Raw genomic sequence first — 14986 nt, 5'->3', positions numbered from 1 at the left:
GAACTTTGCGGCGAAGTTCTGGTCGGCACGGTGCGCCTGACCCGCGCGAAGCGTGAACAAACCGAAAGGATGCCCTCGATGACCGCCTTCACCACACGCCCCGAAATCCTCGGCACCTTCGGCGTCGTCACGTCCACACACTGGATCGCGTCGGCTGTCGGCATGAGCATTCTTGAAAAAGGCGGCAACGCCTTTGACGCCGCGGTTGCGACCGGCTTCGTGCTGCAGATTGTCGAGCCGCATCTTTGTGGCCCAGGCGGCGATATGCCGGCCATTCTCTATTCGAAGAAGAAGAACAAGGTCGAGGTCATCTGCGCTCAGGGGCCGGCACCGACGGGCGCAACGATCGAGCATTATACGCGCGAAGGGCTGAATCTTATTCCCGGTGACGGCCTGCTTGCATCAGTCATTCCCGGCGCCTTCGACGGCTGGATGCTGATGCTGCGCGATTATGGCAGACTGTCTGTTCGCGACGTTCTCGAACCGGCGATCCATTATGCAGAGCGGGGTCATCCCGTCCTGCCGCGCGTCTGCGCCACCATCGCGGGTCTTGCCGATTTCTATCGCAAGGAATGGCCGACCTCTTACGAGACCTGGCTTCCGGGCGGAGCTGCCCCGGAACCCTGGTCCAATTTCAAGAACCCGGTCCTCGCCGAAACCTGGAAGCGCGTCGTCGCCGAGGCGGAAAGCAAGAGCGACCGTGAGGCGCAGATCGAGGCCGCGCGCGACGCGTATTACCGCGGCTTCGTGGCGGAAGCGATCGACGGCTACCTCCGCAAGACCGAGGTCATGGATGCGAGCGGCGAGCGCCACAAGGGCGTGCTGACGGCCGATGACATGGCCAACTGGCGTGCCGCGATCGAGGCGCCGCAAACCTACGATTATCATGGCTGGACGGTCGCCAAGATCGGCCCGTGGGGCCAGGGGCCTGTCTTCCTGCAGGCGCTGTCGCTGCTCAAGGGCTTCGATATTGCCGGCATGGAGCCTGCCGGCGCCGATTTCGTCCACACCGTTACCGAGGCCATGAAGCTCGCCTTCGCCGATCGGGAAGTCTATTACGGCGATCCGAATTTCGCGACCGTACCGCTCGAAACCCTGCTGTCGGATGCCTATGCCGACGAGCGCCGCAAATTGATCACGCCGGAAGCCTCGCTTGCCCTTAGCCCGGGCAAGCTGGCGGGCTTCGAGGATCAATACGATCTTACCATGAAGATGCTCGAGGTGCCGGAAACCAAGAGCGGCGCGGTCTACGAGCCGACGATGTCGCACCTCACCGAGAAGCGTGGCGACACGGTGCATATCGACGTCATCGATCGCGAAGGCAATATGGTGTCGGTGACGCCTTCTGGCGGCTGGCTGCAATCCTCTCCGATTATCCCCGGCCTCGGCTTCTGCCTGAACTCGCGCGCCCAGATGTTCTGGCTGCAACCCGGCCTGCCCTCTTCGCTTGCTCCGGGCAAGCGACCGCGCACGACACTGACCCCGACGATAGCCTCGTATGAAGGGCGTCCGACGCTTGCTTTTGGCACGCCCGGCGGCGACCAGCAGGAGCAATGGCAGCTCTCCTTCTTCCTGCGCTATGTCCATCACGGCTTGAACCTGCAGGAAGCGATCGACAAGCCGCTATTCCACAGCACGCATTTCCCGAGTTCCTTCTATCCGCGCACGCGCGAGCCGGGCGGCCTGACGGCGGAGGCGAATTTCAGCGCCGCAGTGCTCGATACGCTTAAGGGAAAAGGCCACAGGCTGACCGTCGCACCGGAATGGACCGTGGGCCGGCTGACGGCAGCAAGACGCGATAATGATGGCCTTCTGCGTGCCGCAGCAACGCCACGCCTGATGCAGGCCTACGCCGTCGGGAGATAAGCGCTGACGGCCTGTCCGGCCGTTGCGCTCGCGCTGCGGTATAAAGTGCAATCCGCACGTCAACGAGCCGAAGACGCCACCCAAGCCCGTTTCTGGCCTTGACGTCCGTCAAATCCACGCAAATATCCATGGCGTGTTTTCATCTTATCTGGAGTGAACCTAATGACCGATAGCGTGCTCGATATTCCGGTAAAGAGGATCGATGGCAGCGATACGACGCTCGCCGACTACCGCGGCAAGGTCATCATGGTCGTCAACGTCGCCTCCAAATGCGGGCTGACGGTGCAGTACGAAGGATTGGAAAAGCTCTATGAGACCAATCGCGACGCGGGTCTCGTCATCGCCGGTTTCCCGGCCAACGACTTCAAGGGGCAGGAACCGGGCTCGAACGAAGACATTCTGAGCTTCTGCACGCTCACCTATGACGTCCAGTTCCCGATGTTTTCGAAGATCGCGGTCACCGGCGAAGAGCGTCATCCGCTCTACAACAGCCTGATCGCCTCGGGCGTCGAGACGACCGGCGACGGTCCGATGCGTGAACGCCTGGCGAAACATGGCCTCGAAACCGGGCAGGACGGCGGCATCGTCTGGAATTTTGAGAAATTCCTCATCGGCCGCGACGGCAAGGTCGCCGCTCGCTTCGCTCCCGATGTGACAGCCGACGATCCCCGACTTCTCTCCGCTCTGGAACGAGAGCTCGCCCGCGCTGACTGAGGCACGTCGTCGCCCTGTAAATTTCCAAGATAGCGCATGACATCAATGGGTTGCGCCTCTCTCAAGACAGGGCGAAGCATGCTCAGCCGGATGGCGTAGTTGCCTGCCCTTCCGCCCAGGAGTAAGTTTCCGTATCCGAATATGTCCGGACGGAACGCTGCATCAATTCTGATGGGAGGATGTCATGCGCGAACCTGATATGCAGAAACTCGATAATCTAGTCGGACGCCTGGTCGGCGATCTCGGCGCAGCGGTCTCGGGTGTGTTGGTGACACTCGGGGACCATCTGGGCCTGTTCAAGGCCATGGCTGACGGAACGCCGATGACGTCGGCGGAATTGGCCGACAAGATCGGCGTGAAAGAGCGTTATGTGCGCGAATGGCTGTCGGCTCAGGCCGCGGCCGATTATGTCACCTATGACGACGAGACCGAGCGTTTCTATCTGACGCCGGAACAGGCCATGGTGTTCGCGGAGGAAAACAGCCCTGCGTTCTTCGCCGGCGCTTTCGATGTCGTTCAATCCATGTGGATCGACGAGCCGAAGGTCGCTAGCGCCTTCAAGGCCGGCACCGGCCTTGGCTGGCATGAGCACAGCGCCTGCCTGTTCCGCGGCACGGAGCGGTTTTTCCGGACGGGCTACAACAGCCATCTCGTCGCGGAATGGATACCTGCGCTCAACGGCATGCATGAGAAGCTTCAAGCCGGTGCCGCCGTTGCCGATGTCGGCTGCGGGCACGGCGCCTCGACCATCCTGATGGCGCAAGCCTATCCGAACTCGACCTTCTTCGGCTTCGACTATCATCTGCCGTCGATCGAGCGAGCGAAAGCGGCCGCAAAGCAAGCGGGTGTCGACACCCGTATCACCTTCGAGCAGGCGACTGCCAAGGATTTCCCGGCCGCCGGCTACGATCTCGTGGCGATGTTCGATTGCCTGCACGACATGGGTGATCCGGTCGGTGCCGGCAAACATGTCAAGGAGAGCCTCGCCGACGACGGCACCTGGATGATCGTCGAACCCTTCGCGCGTGATTGCCTGAAGGATAATCTCAACCCGGTGGGCCGCGTCTACTACGGCGCTTCGACGATGATCTGCACGCCGGCCTCGCTATCGCAGGAGGTCGGGCTGGGCTTGGGCGCGCAAGCCGGCGAGCTGAAACTGCGCAAAGTTGCCATGGATGCCGGCTACTCGCATTTCCGCAAAGCGACCGAAACGCCGTTCAACATGATCTTCGAAGTCAAGGTATGAAAATCGTGCCGATCGCTCCGGCGAACGCGCGGCACACATGATGCTCTACAGGCGTTGTCCGTCTTCACCGAACAGCGAGGCGAGCGCCGGCTGAAAATAGACCGGCTGCTCGCGGTCGAGCGCGACATCCTCGTCGGCATCGATGCGCACCGACAGCGTTCGGCGAGGCGAATTGCTGGATCACGCCGCCGCTCATGACGGCAATGCGATCCGCCAAGATCAGTGCCTCGATCTGATCATGCGTGACATAGATCATGGTCGAACCAAGGCCGCTATGAAGCCGCTTCAACTCGACGCGCAACTCGGTTCTAAGCTTGGCATCGAGATTGGAGAGCGGCTCGTCGAACAGGAAGACATCGACATCACGTACGAGAGCGCGGCCGATGGCGACGCGCTGGCGCTGACCGCAGGAAAGTTCGCCCGGCCGCCGCTTGCGCAAGGGATCGATCTGCAGGATCCGCACGGCGCGGTCGACGCGCTTAGCGAGCTCGTCCTTAGCCATGCCGGCGATGCGAAGCCCGAAGGAGAGATTTCCCTTGACCGTCATCGTCGGATAGAGCGCATAGGACTGGAAGACCATGCCGATGCCGCGATCCTTCGGCTCCTCCCAGGTAACGTTCTTGTCGCCGATCCAGATCTGCCAGTCGCTGATATCGGTGAGGCCCGCAATGGTGTTGAGCAAGGTCGACTTGCCGCAGCCGGACGGGCCTAGCAAAACGATGAAGCGGCTTTTCCGAATAGACATGCTTGCCGGCAAGCAGCGCCTTCTTGCTGATGGCGTAATGCGAGACAGGCGTCGCCAGGTTGACGATGAGGCCGATCTGCGGATCGGAAAGCATCTCATCGAGCGCAACGGCTTCGATGCCGATGGCATGGGTCTTGCCGGTGCGAAGATTGATGCCGCCGAGATTGGGGCGATAGCCGAGCTCGCCTGCCGTGCGCTTGACGAGCTCGATGGTCTCCCGATTGACCTCGGGGCCTTCCTTCAGGGCCCGGCTGACTGTCGTGACGGAAAGGCCAAGAGCTGCCGCAACTGTCCGCAAGGTGACCCGCTGCCCCGCCTCGCGCCGCAAACCGCGCCCTACCGCCAATCCCTGCACTTTCGACAAATCATTCCGCTCCGCCATGTTGGCGCGAGCATGCCCGCAGGCGTGTGACGATGCAAGCGCGGGCTGTGATCAAAATCGAAGAGGGGTGCGTGTTTGAATCGCCGATCCAATGGTGTCGCGCAACATCGGGATACAACCTTAAGTGCCGATATTCAGGTCGCGTTCAGAAAAGCAATCTCAAAGTGTATTTCGTTGATCACTCCACCATTAGGGGCAAGCTCATGGACAAATATACCAAAACTATTTTGACAATCATCGCCGTCGCGCTCGCTGCAATCGCCATCCAAAACACAATTACGCCGGCGCAAGCCATCGGTGGTGGCTGCGGCACAGAAACCTACCGGCCCTGCTATGTAAAGCTGGTGAATTAGCGCAACCACCGCTGCCCGTGGGATACCTCGGGCAGCTCTTATTCCAGCCGATTATGAATCAGCGATCTTGCGTGCAGCCTGAATGGCCGTGCGTGCACCGGCGCGCAACTGCGCCGTTTCCGTACCAGCGATGACCAGATCGAGACCGAGCTTCAGATATTCTCCGGCGCGGGCGCCATCGCCGCCGAAGGCGCAGATCACCTTGCCGTGGGCACGGCAGCGTGCAAGCGCTGTTGCAAGCGCCTGATCGATGGCGGCGCTATCGGGCGCAAGCCGCGCGCCATTCGAAAGCGCGATGGAAAGATCGGACGGGCCGACGAAGATGCCGTCGATACCGTCAACGGCAAGAATCTCGTCGATCGCGTCCAGCGCGGTTCGCGTTTCCACCATGGCGATGGTGACGGTCAGGCTGTTGGCGGTCTGCAGATAGTCTTCGGCGGGAAGGCCGAAGTGATTGAGAGCAAGCGACGGCCCCCAGCTGCGCTCGCCGAGCGGCGGATACTTGGTGGCCTTCACCAAAGCGCGGGCGTCATCGGCGGAATTGATCATCGGCGCGATGATGGCGGAAGCGCCGGCATCCAGCAGCCTGGAGGCGGCGGCGAAATCGCCGACGGGAATGCGGGCAATCGCCGGCTTGCCGGCAAGTCTGACATGGGCGATGCCGCTTGCAGCCGATGTCATGTCCCACATGCCGTGCTGCATATCCAGCACGATGGTATCGAAACCCTCCTGCGCCAGATGGTTGACGAGCATCGGATCGGGTATGCCGACCCAGCCGGAGATCATGCCGCCATTCTCGCGGCGCTTCAGGCGTCCGGCAAAACCGTTCATGTCAGTCGTCATCGTCTTTCCTCACCTATCAACATCAGCCCCAATTTTTTGGAGCCAGCCTCAACCGCCAAATCACGGCGAGCCGTTGCAATCGACAATACTCAATTCCCATTGTCGAGCCACTCGAAAGTGCGCATCGGATAGACGCAAATCGACGTAGCACGACTCCGACGGCCTCACCTAACGTGCGTGAAATGGATTTCAAATCTGCCAGACGACCATGACAAATATGCAGCTATTTTTGTTGGCTGGCTGCGCTCACAAGATGACCAGGATATGACCGAAGACGAACGATGCCGCCAACCGGACGACATCGTTCGTCCACCCGACCACAAGGTTTCGACGGCCCCCTGAACGCTCAACGCCCCGCGAAGCGCTGTTTCGCAAAGTCAGTGACAGGCGTGTACAGACTGATGAGCGTGCCCTCGGGATCGCGAAGCTGCGCCGCCCGGTTGCCCCATGGCATCAGTTTCGGCTCGTGCACCACCTCTGCAGTGTCCTTCAGCCGGGAGAACTCCGCGTCGACATCATCGACCTGGAATTCGATGATGATCGAGCGATTGGCGCGGGGTTCGGCGCTGCCTTCCTTGAACAGGGCGACGGTCTCGGCGCTTCCGATCGCAAGCGTTGCCGCGGGGGTGACGATCTCGGCAAAGACCGGCGCCAGCCACTCGGCCGCCTGACCCGTGACCATCTCATAGAAGCCAACCATTTTCTTGATGTCTGAAGCGATCAGACGCGTGGATGCTAGTTTCATCGGATACTCCTTCAAAAGGCCGGCCAAACATATCGTTGGCGGTTCGAAGGCTCTTGTCGCACAGTCCTGTTGCCACCATACTGGCAGCAGGAGTCAGCAGGAATGCGTCGCGCCGACCGTTTGTTTCAGATCATACAGATATTGCGCCGGTCGAGCCGACCGGTAACCGCTGCCGTGCTGGCAGATGAACTCGAAGTCTCCAAGCGCACGGTCTATCGGGACGTTGCCGACCTGATGAGCCAGCGAATTCCCATCGCGGGCGAGGCAGGGTTCGGATATCTCCTCTCGCCCGACTATGACATGCCGCCGCTGATGCTGACCCCCGAGGAAATCGAGGCAGTCGTCCTCGGAGCGCAATGGGTTGCCGGTCGCTCCGACAAGAGCCTCGCCAATGCTGCCCGCGATGTCGTTGCGAAGATCACTGCAATTGTGCCTGCACACTTGCGCCCGTTCATCGTCGAGCCGAGCGTCGGCGCGAGACCGGTCATCCAGGGAGCGGCAGAGGAGAACATCGACCCCTCGATGCTGCGGGCAGCGGTTCGCGAAGGGCGGAAACTTCGACTGCGCTATCGCTCCGACGCAGGCGCGGAAACGGCAAGGACTGTCTGGCCCGTTATCCTTGGTTACTCCGACACCAGCCGAATTCTGGTGGCCTGGTGCGAGCTACGCCAGGGCTTCCGGCATTTCCGCACAGATCGGATTCTCGCGGCTGACATGCTCGGAGAAGGTCATGGCCTGCGGCCAGGTGAACTGCGTCGTCGCTGGTCCGACTGGCGAGAGGCCGAACTTCAGCGATCTCCTCGGCAAAACTAAGTCTCGGGTGCCGACGCTATTGTCCGCCGGCACCCGATAACCTCAGATGATCCCGCCGCCGCCGGCAACGGATGCCGGACGTTCGGCGGCAACCTTGCCGCGATAGCCGCTTGCTCGATAGGTCGCGACCGGATCGATGGCACCGCCGGCCCGGCGGCGTGCTTCGGCAAGGATAGGCTCGACATCGGCGCGATAGGCGCGCTTCAGCGTTTCCGATGCCATCAGCGCGTCGTTGGCATCCTGATAGTCGCCGAGTGCGTTGCGATCGACGATCAGCGCCTGCGCATAGGCGCGGCGGATTTCGTTGGCGCTGGAGATCAGGCTTTCGATCGGGTCCGTGACATTGTGCGACTGGTCGATCATGTGGGCCGGATTGAAGTCGTTGACCCCGCGCCGTTCCGCATCGACCAGTTCATTGAAGACAAGGAACAGGCGATAGGGCTCGATCGCACCGGCATCGAGATCGTCGTCGCCATACTTCGAGTCGTTGAAGTGGAAGCCGCCGAGTTTGCCGAACTGAATGAGGCGCGCCACGATCATCTCGATATTGGTATTCGGCGCATGATGGCCGAGGTCGACCAGGCACTGCGCTTTCGGGCCAAGCGTCTGCGCGATCAGGTAATTGGTGCCCCAGTCCTGAACCACCGTCGAATAGAAGGCCGGCTCGTACATCTTATGCTCGGAGAACAGCCGCCAGTCATCCGGCAGCGCCTTGTAGATGTCGGCCATGGCGGCGAGGTAGCGCTCGAACGCTTTGGTGAAATTGGTCTGCCCGGGGAAGTTCGAGCCGTCGCCGACCCACACGGTCAGCGCCTTCGAGCCGAGCGCCTTGCCGATCTCGATACATTCGATGTTGTGCTCGACAGCCTGGGCGCGGGTCGCCGCATCGACATGGCTGAGCGAACCGAACTTGTAGGAATGCGCCTGGCCGGGCGCATCCGAGAATGTATTGGAGTTCATGGCGTCGAAGCCGAGGCCAAGCGCCTCGCCCTTGACCTTGAGTTCCCGCGGGTCCGCCTTGTCCCAGGGAATATGCAGCGAGACCTTGGGCGTCGCGCGGGTCAGCTGCTGAATAACGGCGCAATCGTCGAGTTTGTCGAAAATGCCGCGCGGCTCGCCGGTGCCGGGGAAGCGGGCGAACCGCGTGCCGCCAGTGCCGACCCCCCAGGACGGGACCGCAACGAAAAATTCGGAAACCTTCTTGGTCACGGCCTCGATATCGACGCCACGTCGGGCGAGCGAGGCGCCAAGCGCCTCATAATCGGATTTCAGCGCGGCGGCGCGCTTGTCGTTTTCTGCAGCAACCAGATCGGGCGCAATTCTAAACTCGGCCATTCTTTCCTCCCAAACGATGAAGGCCCGCGCCGGCAAGCATAGCTGCGGCGCGGGCCGCTTGATATCAGCGCGTGAAGCTCTGCGCGTTGCCGGCGTCGACGTTGATGATATTGCCGGTCGACTTGGCGGACAGGTCCGAAGCCAGGAAATAGATCGCCTCGGCAATGTCCTCGGGCAGGACATTCAGCTTCAGCATCGAGCGCTTGCGGTAATGTTCCTCCAGCTCGTCCACCTCGATCTTCGAGGAGGCAGCGCGCTGTTCACGCCATTCACCGTTCCAGATCTTCGAACCGCGCAGGACGGCGTCGGGATTGACCGTGTTCACGCGGATGCCGGCTTCTGCGCCCTCCAGCGCCAGGCAGCGGGCCAGATGAATTTCGGCCGCTTTCGCCGTGCAATAGGCGGCGGCATTCGGCGAGGATGCAAGGCCGTTCTTCGACGCGACGAAGACGACGTTGCCGCCGAGGTTCTGACGGCGGAACAGCCGGAAGGCTTCCCGCGAAACGAGGAAGTAACCCGTCGCGAGGATATCCATGTTGCGGTTCCACATCGAAAGCTCCGTGCTTTCGATCGGCGCAGATGATGCGATCCCAGCATTCGAGACCAGGATATCGACACCACCGAACTCGACGCACGCCTCCGCAAAGGAGGAAATGACAGCATCTTCCTTCGTCACGTCAAGCTTGACACTGCGCACCGCATCGGCACCGTACATCTTGGCGAAATCTGCCTGCGTGCCTTCAAGCGCCGCCTGGTCGATATCCGCCAGAACGACGCAGGCGCCTTCGCCCACCAGGCGAGCGGCCGTGGCGCGGCCGATGCCGCCGGCACCGCCGGTCACGAAAGCGACGCGGCCGGCAAGGCTCTTCGGCTTCGGCATGCGCTGCAGCTTGGCCTCTTCCAGCAGCCAATATTCGATATCGAAGGCTTCCTGCTCCGGCAAGCCCTGATACTCGGAAACCGTGGAGGAGCCACGCATGACGTTGATGGCATTGACATAGAACTCGCCGGCGATACGGGCGGTCGCCTTGTCGCGGGCAAAGGAAAGCATGCCGACGCCGGGAACGAGGAAGATCACCGGGTTCGGGTCGCGCATGGCAGGCGAATTGTCATGCTTGCAATCATTGTAGTAGCGCGCGTAATCGGCGCGATAGTCTTCCAGTGCCTTGTCGAGACCGGCGATGACGGCATCGACGTCGGGCTTGGCGGGATCGAAATCGACGATCAGCGGGCGGATCTTGGTGCGCAGGAAGTGATCCGGGCAGCTCGTGCCGAGCGCGCCGAGCGGGCGAAGATTCTTCGAATTGACGAATTCGAGTACGGCGCCCTGATCGTCGAAATCGCCGAGCTTGCGTTCGGCCTTGCCGATGCGGCCTCGGATTTCCGGCATCAGCCGGGCGGCGATGGCACGGCGTTCCGCCTGCGGCAGGCTTTCGACGACCGCGCCGCCAAAAATGGTCTTGCCTTCCGTCTTGGCGGCAAACCACTCGATCGCCTTGTTGATGATCTGAAGCGTCAGCTCGTAGCATTCCTTGGCATCATTGGCCCAGGTGAAGAGGCCATGGCTTTCGAGCACAACGCCCTTGGCATTCGGATGCGCCTTGACGAAGGCTTCGAGATCGAGCCCAAGCTGGAAACCGGGACGGCGCCAGGGCAGCCAGCCGATCTCGTCGCCAAAAATTTCGCGCGTCAACTCGCGCGAATTCTTCGCAGCCGCAATGGCGATGATGGCATCGGGATGCATGTGATCGACATGGGTGAACGGCACGAAGCCGTGGAGCGGCGTATCGATGGACGCTGCGCGCGCATTCAGATTGAAGGTGCAATGCGGCAGGAAGCCGACCATGCGATCCTCGTCTGCAACACCCTGATAGATGTTCTTCAGGCTGTCGAGCTTGTCCTGGTAGAGCGTCGCGAAGCCATCGAGCTTAATGGTGCCGACATCGCCGCCGGAGCCCTTGACCCAGAGTACCCTAACCTTTTCGCCGGAGAGCGGATCGGTTTCCATGACCTTGGCCGAGGTGTTGCCGCCGCCATAGTTGGTGATACGCTTGTCGGCACCGAGCAGATTCGACCGATAAAGCAGCTTGCCCGGCTCATCGAGGCCGGCCGCATATGCATCATCCCAACGGTTCTTCAGAAGCTGAACGCCAGCCGCCATGTCATCCTCCCTTGAAATCAAGTCTTGTAGATCAAGCCTTCGGGCGGATCGGATCGTGATAGAGCCGCCCTTTGTGTGCAGGGTATCGCTCACACTTCATCATCTTGTCAATCGAAAACGATCAAAATCGATAATGCTGCGATGCGATATGAAAGATTATGATCGTTTATGATTGACACATTGTCATATTTGCGAAATAACCGCCAACACGGAGGAACCAATGCACGAACGTGAACGCCATCGCATTATTCTGAGCGCCGTACAGGAAAAGTCTGTCGTGACGATTCAGGATATTTCCGAGCTGACCGAGGCTTCGGAGGCGACGATACGTCGTGATATCGCTGCCCTGCATGTGCAGGGAAAGATCCGGCGCGTGCGCGGCGGCGCGGAATCGATCCATCCTCCGCAGCTTGGCAATCTGGCGGCGCGGCCGTTCCGCGTATCCGAAGCCGTCAATATCGATAGGAAACGCGCAATTGCGCGCAAGGCGGCCGAACTTTGCAGTCCCGGCGACGCCATCATCATCAACGGCGGCACGACCACGTTCCAGCTCGTGCACTATATCTCGGCCTTCCGGCTGCAGGTTATGACCAATTCCTTCGCCATTGCCGAACATCTGGTCAAGCATTCGAAGAACACGGTGACATTGCCGGGCGGCGCGATCTATCGCGAACAGAGCTTGATCCTTTCGCCCTTCGACAATGATACCATCCGGAATTTCTATGCGCGGCGCATGTTCATCGGCGCGCAGGGCGTCGGCCCGCTCGGCGTCATGGAAGCCGACGCGCTGGTCATCCAGAGCGAGCAGAAGCTGATGCGCCAGGCCGACGAGCTCGTCGTGATGGTGGATTCGAGCAAATTCCGTCAGCGCTCCAGCCTGATCCTCTGCCCGCTCGAACAGGTCTCAACCATCATTACCGACGACGGCATTTCGGCCGACACCGTCCGCATGATCGAGGATGCGGGCATTTCGCTTGTTGTCGCAAATGTTTCGGCTCAGGCCGAGGAGGAAGATTCCCCATCGGTCGCATGAAACGCGCGGCTGAGATGGGGTGAGCATGCCTATTAACTTTGGGAGGAAGTGACATGAATATAGCAAAGAAACTGACGCTCGGCGTTGCGCTTGCCGCCACGCTTTTCGCCGGCGCGGCAAGCGCCAAGGACGTCAAGATCGGTCTCGTAGTGAAGTCGCTGGGCAACGGCTTCTTCGAGGCCGCCAACAAGGGCGCTCAGGAAGCCGCCAAAGATCTCGGCGGCGTGCAGGTGATCTACACCGGCCCGACCTCGACCACGGCCGAAGGCCAGATCGAAGTGATCAATTCGCTGATCGCACAGGGCGTCGATGCCATCGCGATTTCGGCAAACGATCCCGATGCAGTCGTCCCGGCCCTCAAGAAGGCGACGCAGCGCGGCATCAAAGTGATTTCCTGGGATTCCGGCGTCGCAAAGGCCGGCCGCATCCTGCAGCTGAACCCTTCGTCCAATGAGCTGATCGGCAAGATGTGCCTGACGCTTGCCAAGGATCATCTCGATGGCGGCAAGGGTAACTTCGCCATCCTGTCGGCCACGACGACGTCGACGAACCAGAATATCTGGATCGGCGAGATGAAGAAGCAGCTCAAGGACTTCCCGGGCCTCAACCTGGTCACGACCGTTTATGGTGACGATCTCTCTGACAAAAGCTATCGTGAAGCCCAGGGCCTCCTGACCTCGCATCCGGAAGTCAAGGTCATCGTCGCCCCGACGACGGTCGGCGTGCTAGCCGCTTCGCAGGCCGTCAAGGATGCCGGCAAGATCGGCCAGGTCTACGTGACCGGCCTCGGCCTGCCGTCCGAAATGGCCGGCGCGATCAAATCCGGCGCGACGAAAGAATTTGCGATCTGGAACCCGATCGACCTTGGCTACTCTGCAACGCAGATCGCCTATCGCCTCGTCAAGGGCGAGACCGACGGCAAGCCGGGCAGCGAGATCAATGCCGGTCGCATGGGCAAGATCAAGGTTGGCGAAAACGGCGAAGCCGCCATGGCCGATCCGTTCGTCTACAACGCTTCGAACATCGATCAGTTCTCCAAGGTTTTCTGATCGAAACAAGCATCCGCAGCTCTCCGGCGGCGCCAGCCGCCGGACCTGGTTCCACTGATCCGGTACATTGCTGATGACCACAGTCCTTCAACGTTCCCTAGCGGATACACCAGCCGCGAACAGTCAGGCCATTCTGGAAATGCGCGGCATTTCCCAGATCTTTCCCGGCGTCAAGGCGCTGGATGGCGTCAGCATTTCGCTTTACCCCGGCAAGGTGACCGCCCTGATCGGCGAAAACGGCGCGGGCAAATCGACCCTCGTCAAGATTTTGACCGGCATCTACCGTCCGAACGAGGGCGAAATCCTCGTCGACGGCAAGCCGATGGCTTTCGCCAGTGCACAAGCCGCCATCGATGCTGGCGTGACGGCCATTCATCAGGAGACAGTGCTCTTCGACGAGCTGACCGTCGCCGAAAACATCTTCCTCGGCCATGCGCCGCGCACATCCTGGCGCACCATCGACTGGAAGAGGATGAACGGCCGGTCGAAGGAACTTCTTCAATCGCTTGAAAGCGCCATCGATCCGACAATCCGATTGAAAGACCTCTCCATTGCGCAGCGCCATCTCGTGGCGATTGCACGCGCCTTGTCGATCGAGGCCCGCATCGTCATCATGGACGAGCCCACCGCCGCCCTTTCCCGCAAGGAGATCGACGATCTTTTCCGCATCGTCGAAGGCTTGAAGGCAAGGGGCAAGGCCATCCTGTTCATCAGCCACAAGTTCGACGAGCTTTATGAAATTGCCGATAATTTCGTCGTCTTCCGCGACGGCCGCGACGTCGGCCACGGCGATCTGAAAATGACGCCGCAGGACGAAATCGTCCGCATGATGGTCGGACGCGACGTCAAGGACGCTTTCCCGAAAGTGCCCGTCACCATCGGCGATACCGTTCTCGAAGTGGAGAAATACTGTCACCGCACCGAGTTCCGCGACATCTCCTTCAAGCTCAGGCGCGGCGAGATCCTCGGCGTCTACGGGCTGATCGGCGCCGGGCGCTCCGAGCTTTGCCAATCGCTCTTCGGCATCACCAAGCCGCTCTCCGGGCGCTTGACCCTCGACGGGCAGGAAATCCAGGTCCGCTCGCCGCAGGACGCCATCGGCGCCGGCATCGTCTATGTGCCGGAAGAACGCGGCCGCCACGGTCTGGCGCTTCCGATGCCGATCTATCAGAACATGTCGCTGCCGTCGCTCGGGCGCACGTCGCGCAAGGGCTTCCTGAAGGCTGCCAATGAATTCGCCCTCGCCCGGAAATATGCCGAAAGGCTCGATCTGCGCGCCGCCGCCCTTTCCGTGCCGGTCGGCACGCTCTCCGGCGGCAATCAGCAGAAGGTGGTCATCGGCAAGTGGCTGGCGACGCAGCCGAAGATCATCATTCTCGACGAACCCACCAAGGGTATCGATATCGGCTCCAAGGCCGCCGTCCACGGCTTCATCAGCGAGCTGGCGGCCGAGGGCCTCAGCATCATCATGATCTCCTCCGAACTGCCCGAAATCCTCGGCATGTCGGATCGTGTGCTGGTCATGAAGGAAGGCCTGTCCGCGGGCCTGTTCGAGCGCGAAGGGTTGACGCCGGAAACGCTGGTGCGCGCCGCCACCGGCAACGCATAGAGCGTTAGGGCTTTTCTTCGATCAGCCGCAACGCTCGCTCTGTTTGTTTTTGCCGCATTTGTGCGACGCCAGGTAAGGACGCCTGGCTGCAA

The 14986-nt window shown here is 60.9% G+C and carries 12 protein-coding genes and 2 pseudogenes; 8 read left to right on the top strand and 6 right to left on the bottom strand.

What is annotated here, in order from left to right; all coding sequences use genetic code 11:
• Window positions 1–78 precede the first annotated feature (78 nt).
• The 3 genes from RHSP_RS24860 to RHSP_RS24850 all read left to right on the top strand — a co-directional run bounded on the left by RHSP_RS24860 (window position 79) and on the right by RHSP_RS24850 (window position 3826).
• Window positions 79–1866 carry a gamma-glutamyltransferase family protein gene (locus RHSP_RS24860; protein ID WP_004124936.1) on the top strand — a complete coding sequence of 596 codons (1788 nt, stop codon included), beginning with the start codon at window positions 79–81 and terminating at the stop codon, window positions 1864–1866.
• A 162-nt stretch (window positions 1867–2028) separates the two neighbouring features.
• Window positions 2029–2580 carry a glutathione peroxidase gene (locus RHSP_RS24855; protein ID WP_004124935.1) on the top strand — a complete coding sequence of 184 codons (552 nt, stop codon included), beginning with the start codon at window positions 2029–2031 and terminating at the stop codon, window positions 2578–2580.
• Between the two features lie 184 nt (window positions 2581–2764).
• On the top strand, window positions 2765–3826 hold the full coding sequence (locus RHSP_RS24850) for a class I SAM-dependent methyltransferase (protein ID WP_004124932.1): 1062 nt from the start codon (window positions 2765–2767) through the stop codon (window positions 3824–3826).
• Window positions 3827–3977: 151 nt separating this feature from the next.
• Here the strand turns inward: RHSP_RS24850 and RHSP_RS24845 are convergent.
• A pseudogene (locus RHSP_RS24845) lies at window positions 3978–4550 on the bottom strand (ABC transporter ATP-binding protein); the annotation flags it as partial.
• Window positions 4551–4794: 244 nt separating this feature from the next.
• Window positions 4795–4953, bottom strand: a pseudogene (locus RHSP_RS36090) (hypothetical protein); the annotation flags it as partial.
• A 203-nt stretch (window positions 4954–5156) separates the two neighbouring features.
• On the opposite strand from RHSP_RS36090, the gene RHSP_RS35205 reads away from it, so the two are divergent.
• Entirely contained in the window at window positions 5157–5306 is a 150-nt protein-coding gene (locus RHSP_RS35205) for a hypothetical protein (RefSeq protein WP_037154574.1), read from the top strand.
• Window positions 5307–5357: 51 nt separating this feature from the next.
• Here RHSP_RS35205 and RHSP_RS24830 read toward each other — a convergent pair whose 3' ends face one another.
• Both RHSP_RS24830 and RHSP_RS24825 read right to left on the bottom strand, forming a co-directional pair.
• Window positions 5358–6149: an HpcH/HpaI aldolase family protein gene (locus tag RHSP_RS24830; protein WP_004124925.1), complete on the bottom strand. Its 792-nt coding sequence runs from the start codon at window positions 6147–6149 to the stop codon at window positions 5358–5360.
• Window positions 6150–6495: 346 nt separating this feature from the next.
• On the bottom strand, window positions 6496–6894 hold the full coding sequence (locus RHSP_RS24825) for a VOC family protein (protein ID WP_004124923.1): 399 nt from the start codon (window positions 6892–6894) through the stop codon (window positions 6496–6498).
• 102 nt (window positions 6895–6996) lie between these two features.
• Here RHSP_RS24825 and RHSP_RS24820 point away from each other — a divergent pair, with 102 nt between their 5' ends.
• A complete protein-coding gene (locus RHSP_RS24820; RefSeq protein WP_004124921.1) occupies window positions 6997–7707 on the top strand; it encodes a helix-turn-helix transcriptional regulator in 711 nt (236 codons plus the stop codon).
• A 42-nt stretch (window positions 7708–7749) separates the two neighbouring features.
• Here the strand turns inward: RHSP_RS24820 and rhaI are convergent, their stop codons facing one another.
• Window positions 7750–9042, bottom strand: a complete 1293-nt coding sequence (gene rhaI / locus RHSP_RS24815; RefSeq protein WP_004124919.1) for an L-rhamnose catabolism isomerase — start codon at window positions 9040–9042, stop codon at window positions 7750–7752.
• A gap of 64 nt (window positions 9043–9106) precedes the next feature.
• The gene (locus tag RHSP_RS24810) at window positions 9107–11203 is read right to left on the bottom strand and encodes a bifunctional rhamnulose-1-phosphate aldolase/short-chain dehydrogenase (RefSeq protein WP_037154296.1); all 2097 of its coding nucleotides are present in this window, start codon (window positions 11201–11203) and stop codon (window positions 9107–9109) included.
• Window positions 11204–11423: 220 nt separating this feature from the next.
• Here RHSP_RS24810 and RHSP_RS24805 point away from each other — a divergent pair, with 220 nt between their 5' ends.
• The 3 genes from RHSP_RS24805 (at window position 11424) to RHSP_RS24795 (ending at window position 14894) form a co-directional block, all read left to right on the top strand.
• On the top strand, window positions 11424–12236 hold the full coding sequence (locus RHSP_RS24805) for a DeoR/GlpR family DNA-binding transcription regulator (protein ID WP_004124914.1): 813 nt from the start codon (window positions 11424–11426) through the stop codon (window positions 12234–12236).
• Between the two features lie 53 nt (window positions 12237–12289).
• Window positions 12290–13285 carry a rhamnose ABC transporter substrate-binding protein gene (gene rhaS / locus RHSP_RS24800; protein WP_004124911.1) on the top strand — a complete coding sequence of 332 codons (996 nt, stop codon included), beginning with the start codon at window positions 12290–12292 and terminating at the stop codon, window positions 13283–13285.
• Window positions 13286–13358: 73 nt separating this feature from the next.
• Window positions 13359–14894: a sugar ABC transporter ATP-binding protein gene (locus RHSP_RS24795; RefSeq protein WP_004124909.1), complete on the top strand. Its 1536-nt coding sequence runs from the start codon at window positions 13359–13361 to the stop codon at window positions 14892–14894.
• The last annotated feature ends 92 nt before the right edge of the window (window positions 14895–14986 follow it).

This window comes from Rhizobium freirei PRF 81 (genome assembly GCF_000359745.1).
Lineage (GTDB): Bacteria > Pseudomonadota > Alphaproteobacteria > Rhizobiales > Rhizobiaceae > Rhizobium > Rhizobium freirei.
Note: the sequence above shows the minus strand (reverse complement) of the source record. Positions and strands in the feature narration are given on the sequence as shown.

Excerpts from the sequence above, each read along its gene's own strand:
- RHSP_RS24855 (WP_004124935.1), top strand. The coding sequence starts at position 2,029 with ATGACCGATAGCGTGCTCGATATTCCGGTAAAGAGGATCGATGGCAGC.
- rhaI (WP_004124919.1), bottom strand. The coding sequence starts at position 9,042 with ATGGCCGAGTTTAGAATTGCGCCCGATCTGGTTGCTGCAGAAAACGAC.
- RHSP_RS24810 (WP_037154296.1), bottom strand. The coding sequence starts at position 11,203 with ATGGCGGCTGGCGTTCAGCTTCTGAAGAACCGTTGGGATGATGCATAT.
- rhaS (WP_004124911.1), top strand. The coding sequence starts at position 12,290 with ATGAATATAGCAAAGAAACTGACGCTCGGCGTTGCGCTTGCCGCCACG.
- RHSP_RS24860 (WP_004124936.1), top strand. The coding sequence starts at position 79 with ATGACCGCCTTCACCACACGCCCCGAAATCCTCGGCACCTTCGGCGTC.
- RHSP_RS24825 (WP_004124923.1), bottom strand. The coding sequence starts at position 6,894 with ATGAAACTAGCATCCACGCGTCTGATCGCTTCAGACATCAAGAAAATG.
- RHSP_RS24820 (WP_004124921.1), top strand. The coding sequence starts at position 6,997 with ATGCGTCGCGCCGACCGTTTGTTTCAGATCATACAGATATTGCGCCGG.
- RHSP_RS24805 (WP_004124914.1), top strand. The coding sequence starts at position 11,424 with ATGCACGAACGTGAACGCCATCGCATTATTCTGAGCGCCGTACAGGAA.
- RHSP_RS35205 (WP_037154574.1), top strand. The coding sequence starts at position 5,157 with ATGGACAAATATACCAAAACTATTTTGACAATCATCGCCGTCGCGCTC.
- RHSP_RS24795 (WP_004124909.1), top strand. The coding sequence starts at position 13,359 with ATGACCACAGTCCTTCAACGTTCCCTAGCGGATACACCAGCCGCGAAC.
- RHSP_RS24830 (WP_004124925.1), bottom strand. The coding sequence starts at position 6,149 with ATGACGACTGACATGAACGGTTTTGCCGGACGCCTGAAGCGCCGCGAG.
- RHSP_RS24850 (WP_004124932.1), top strand. The coding sequence starts at position 2,765 with ATGCGCGAACCTGATATGCAGAAACTCGATAATCTAGTCGGACGCCTG.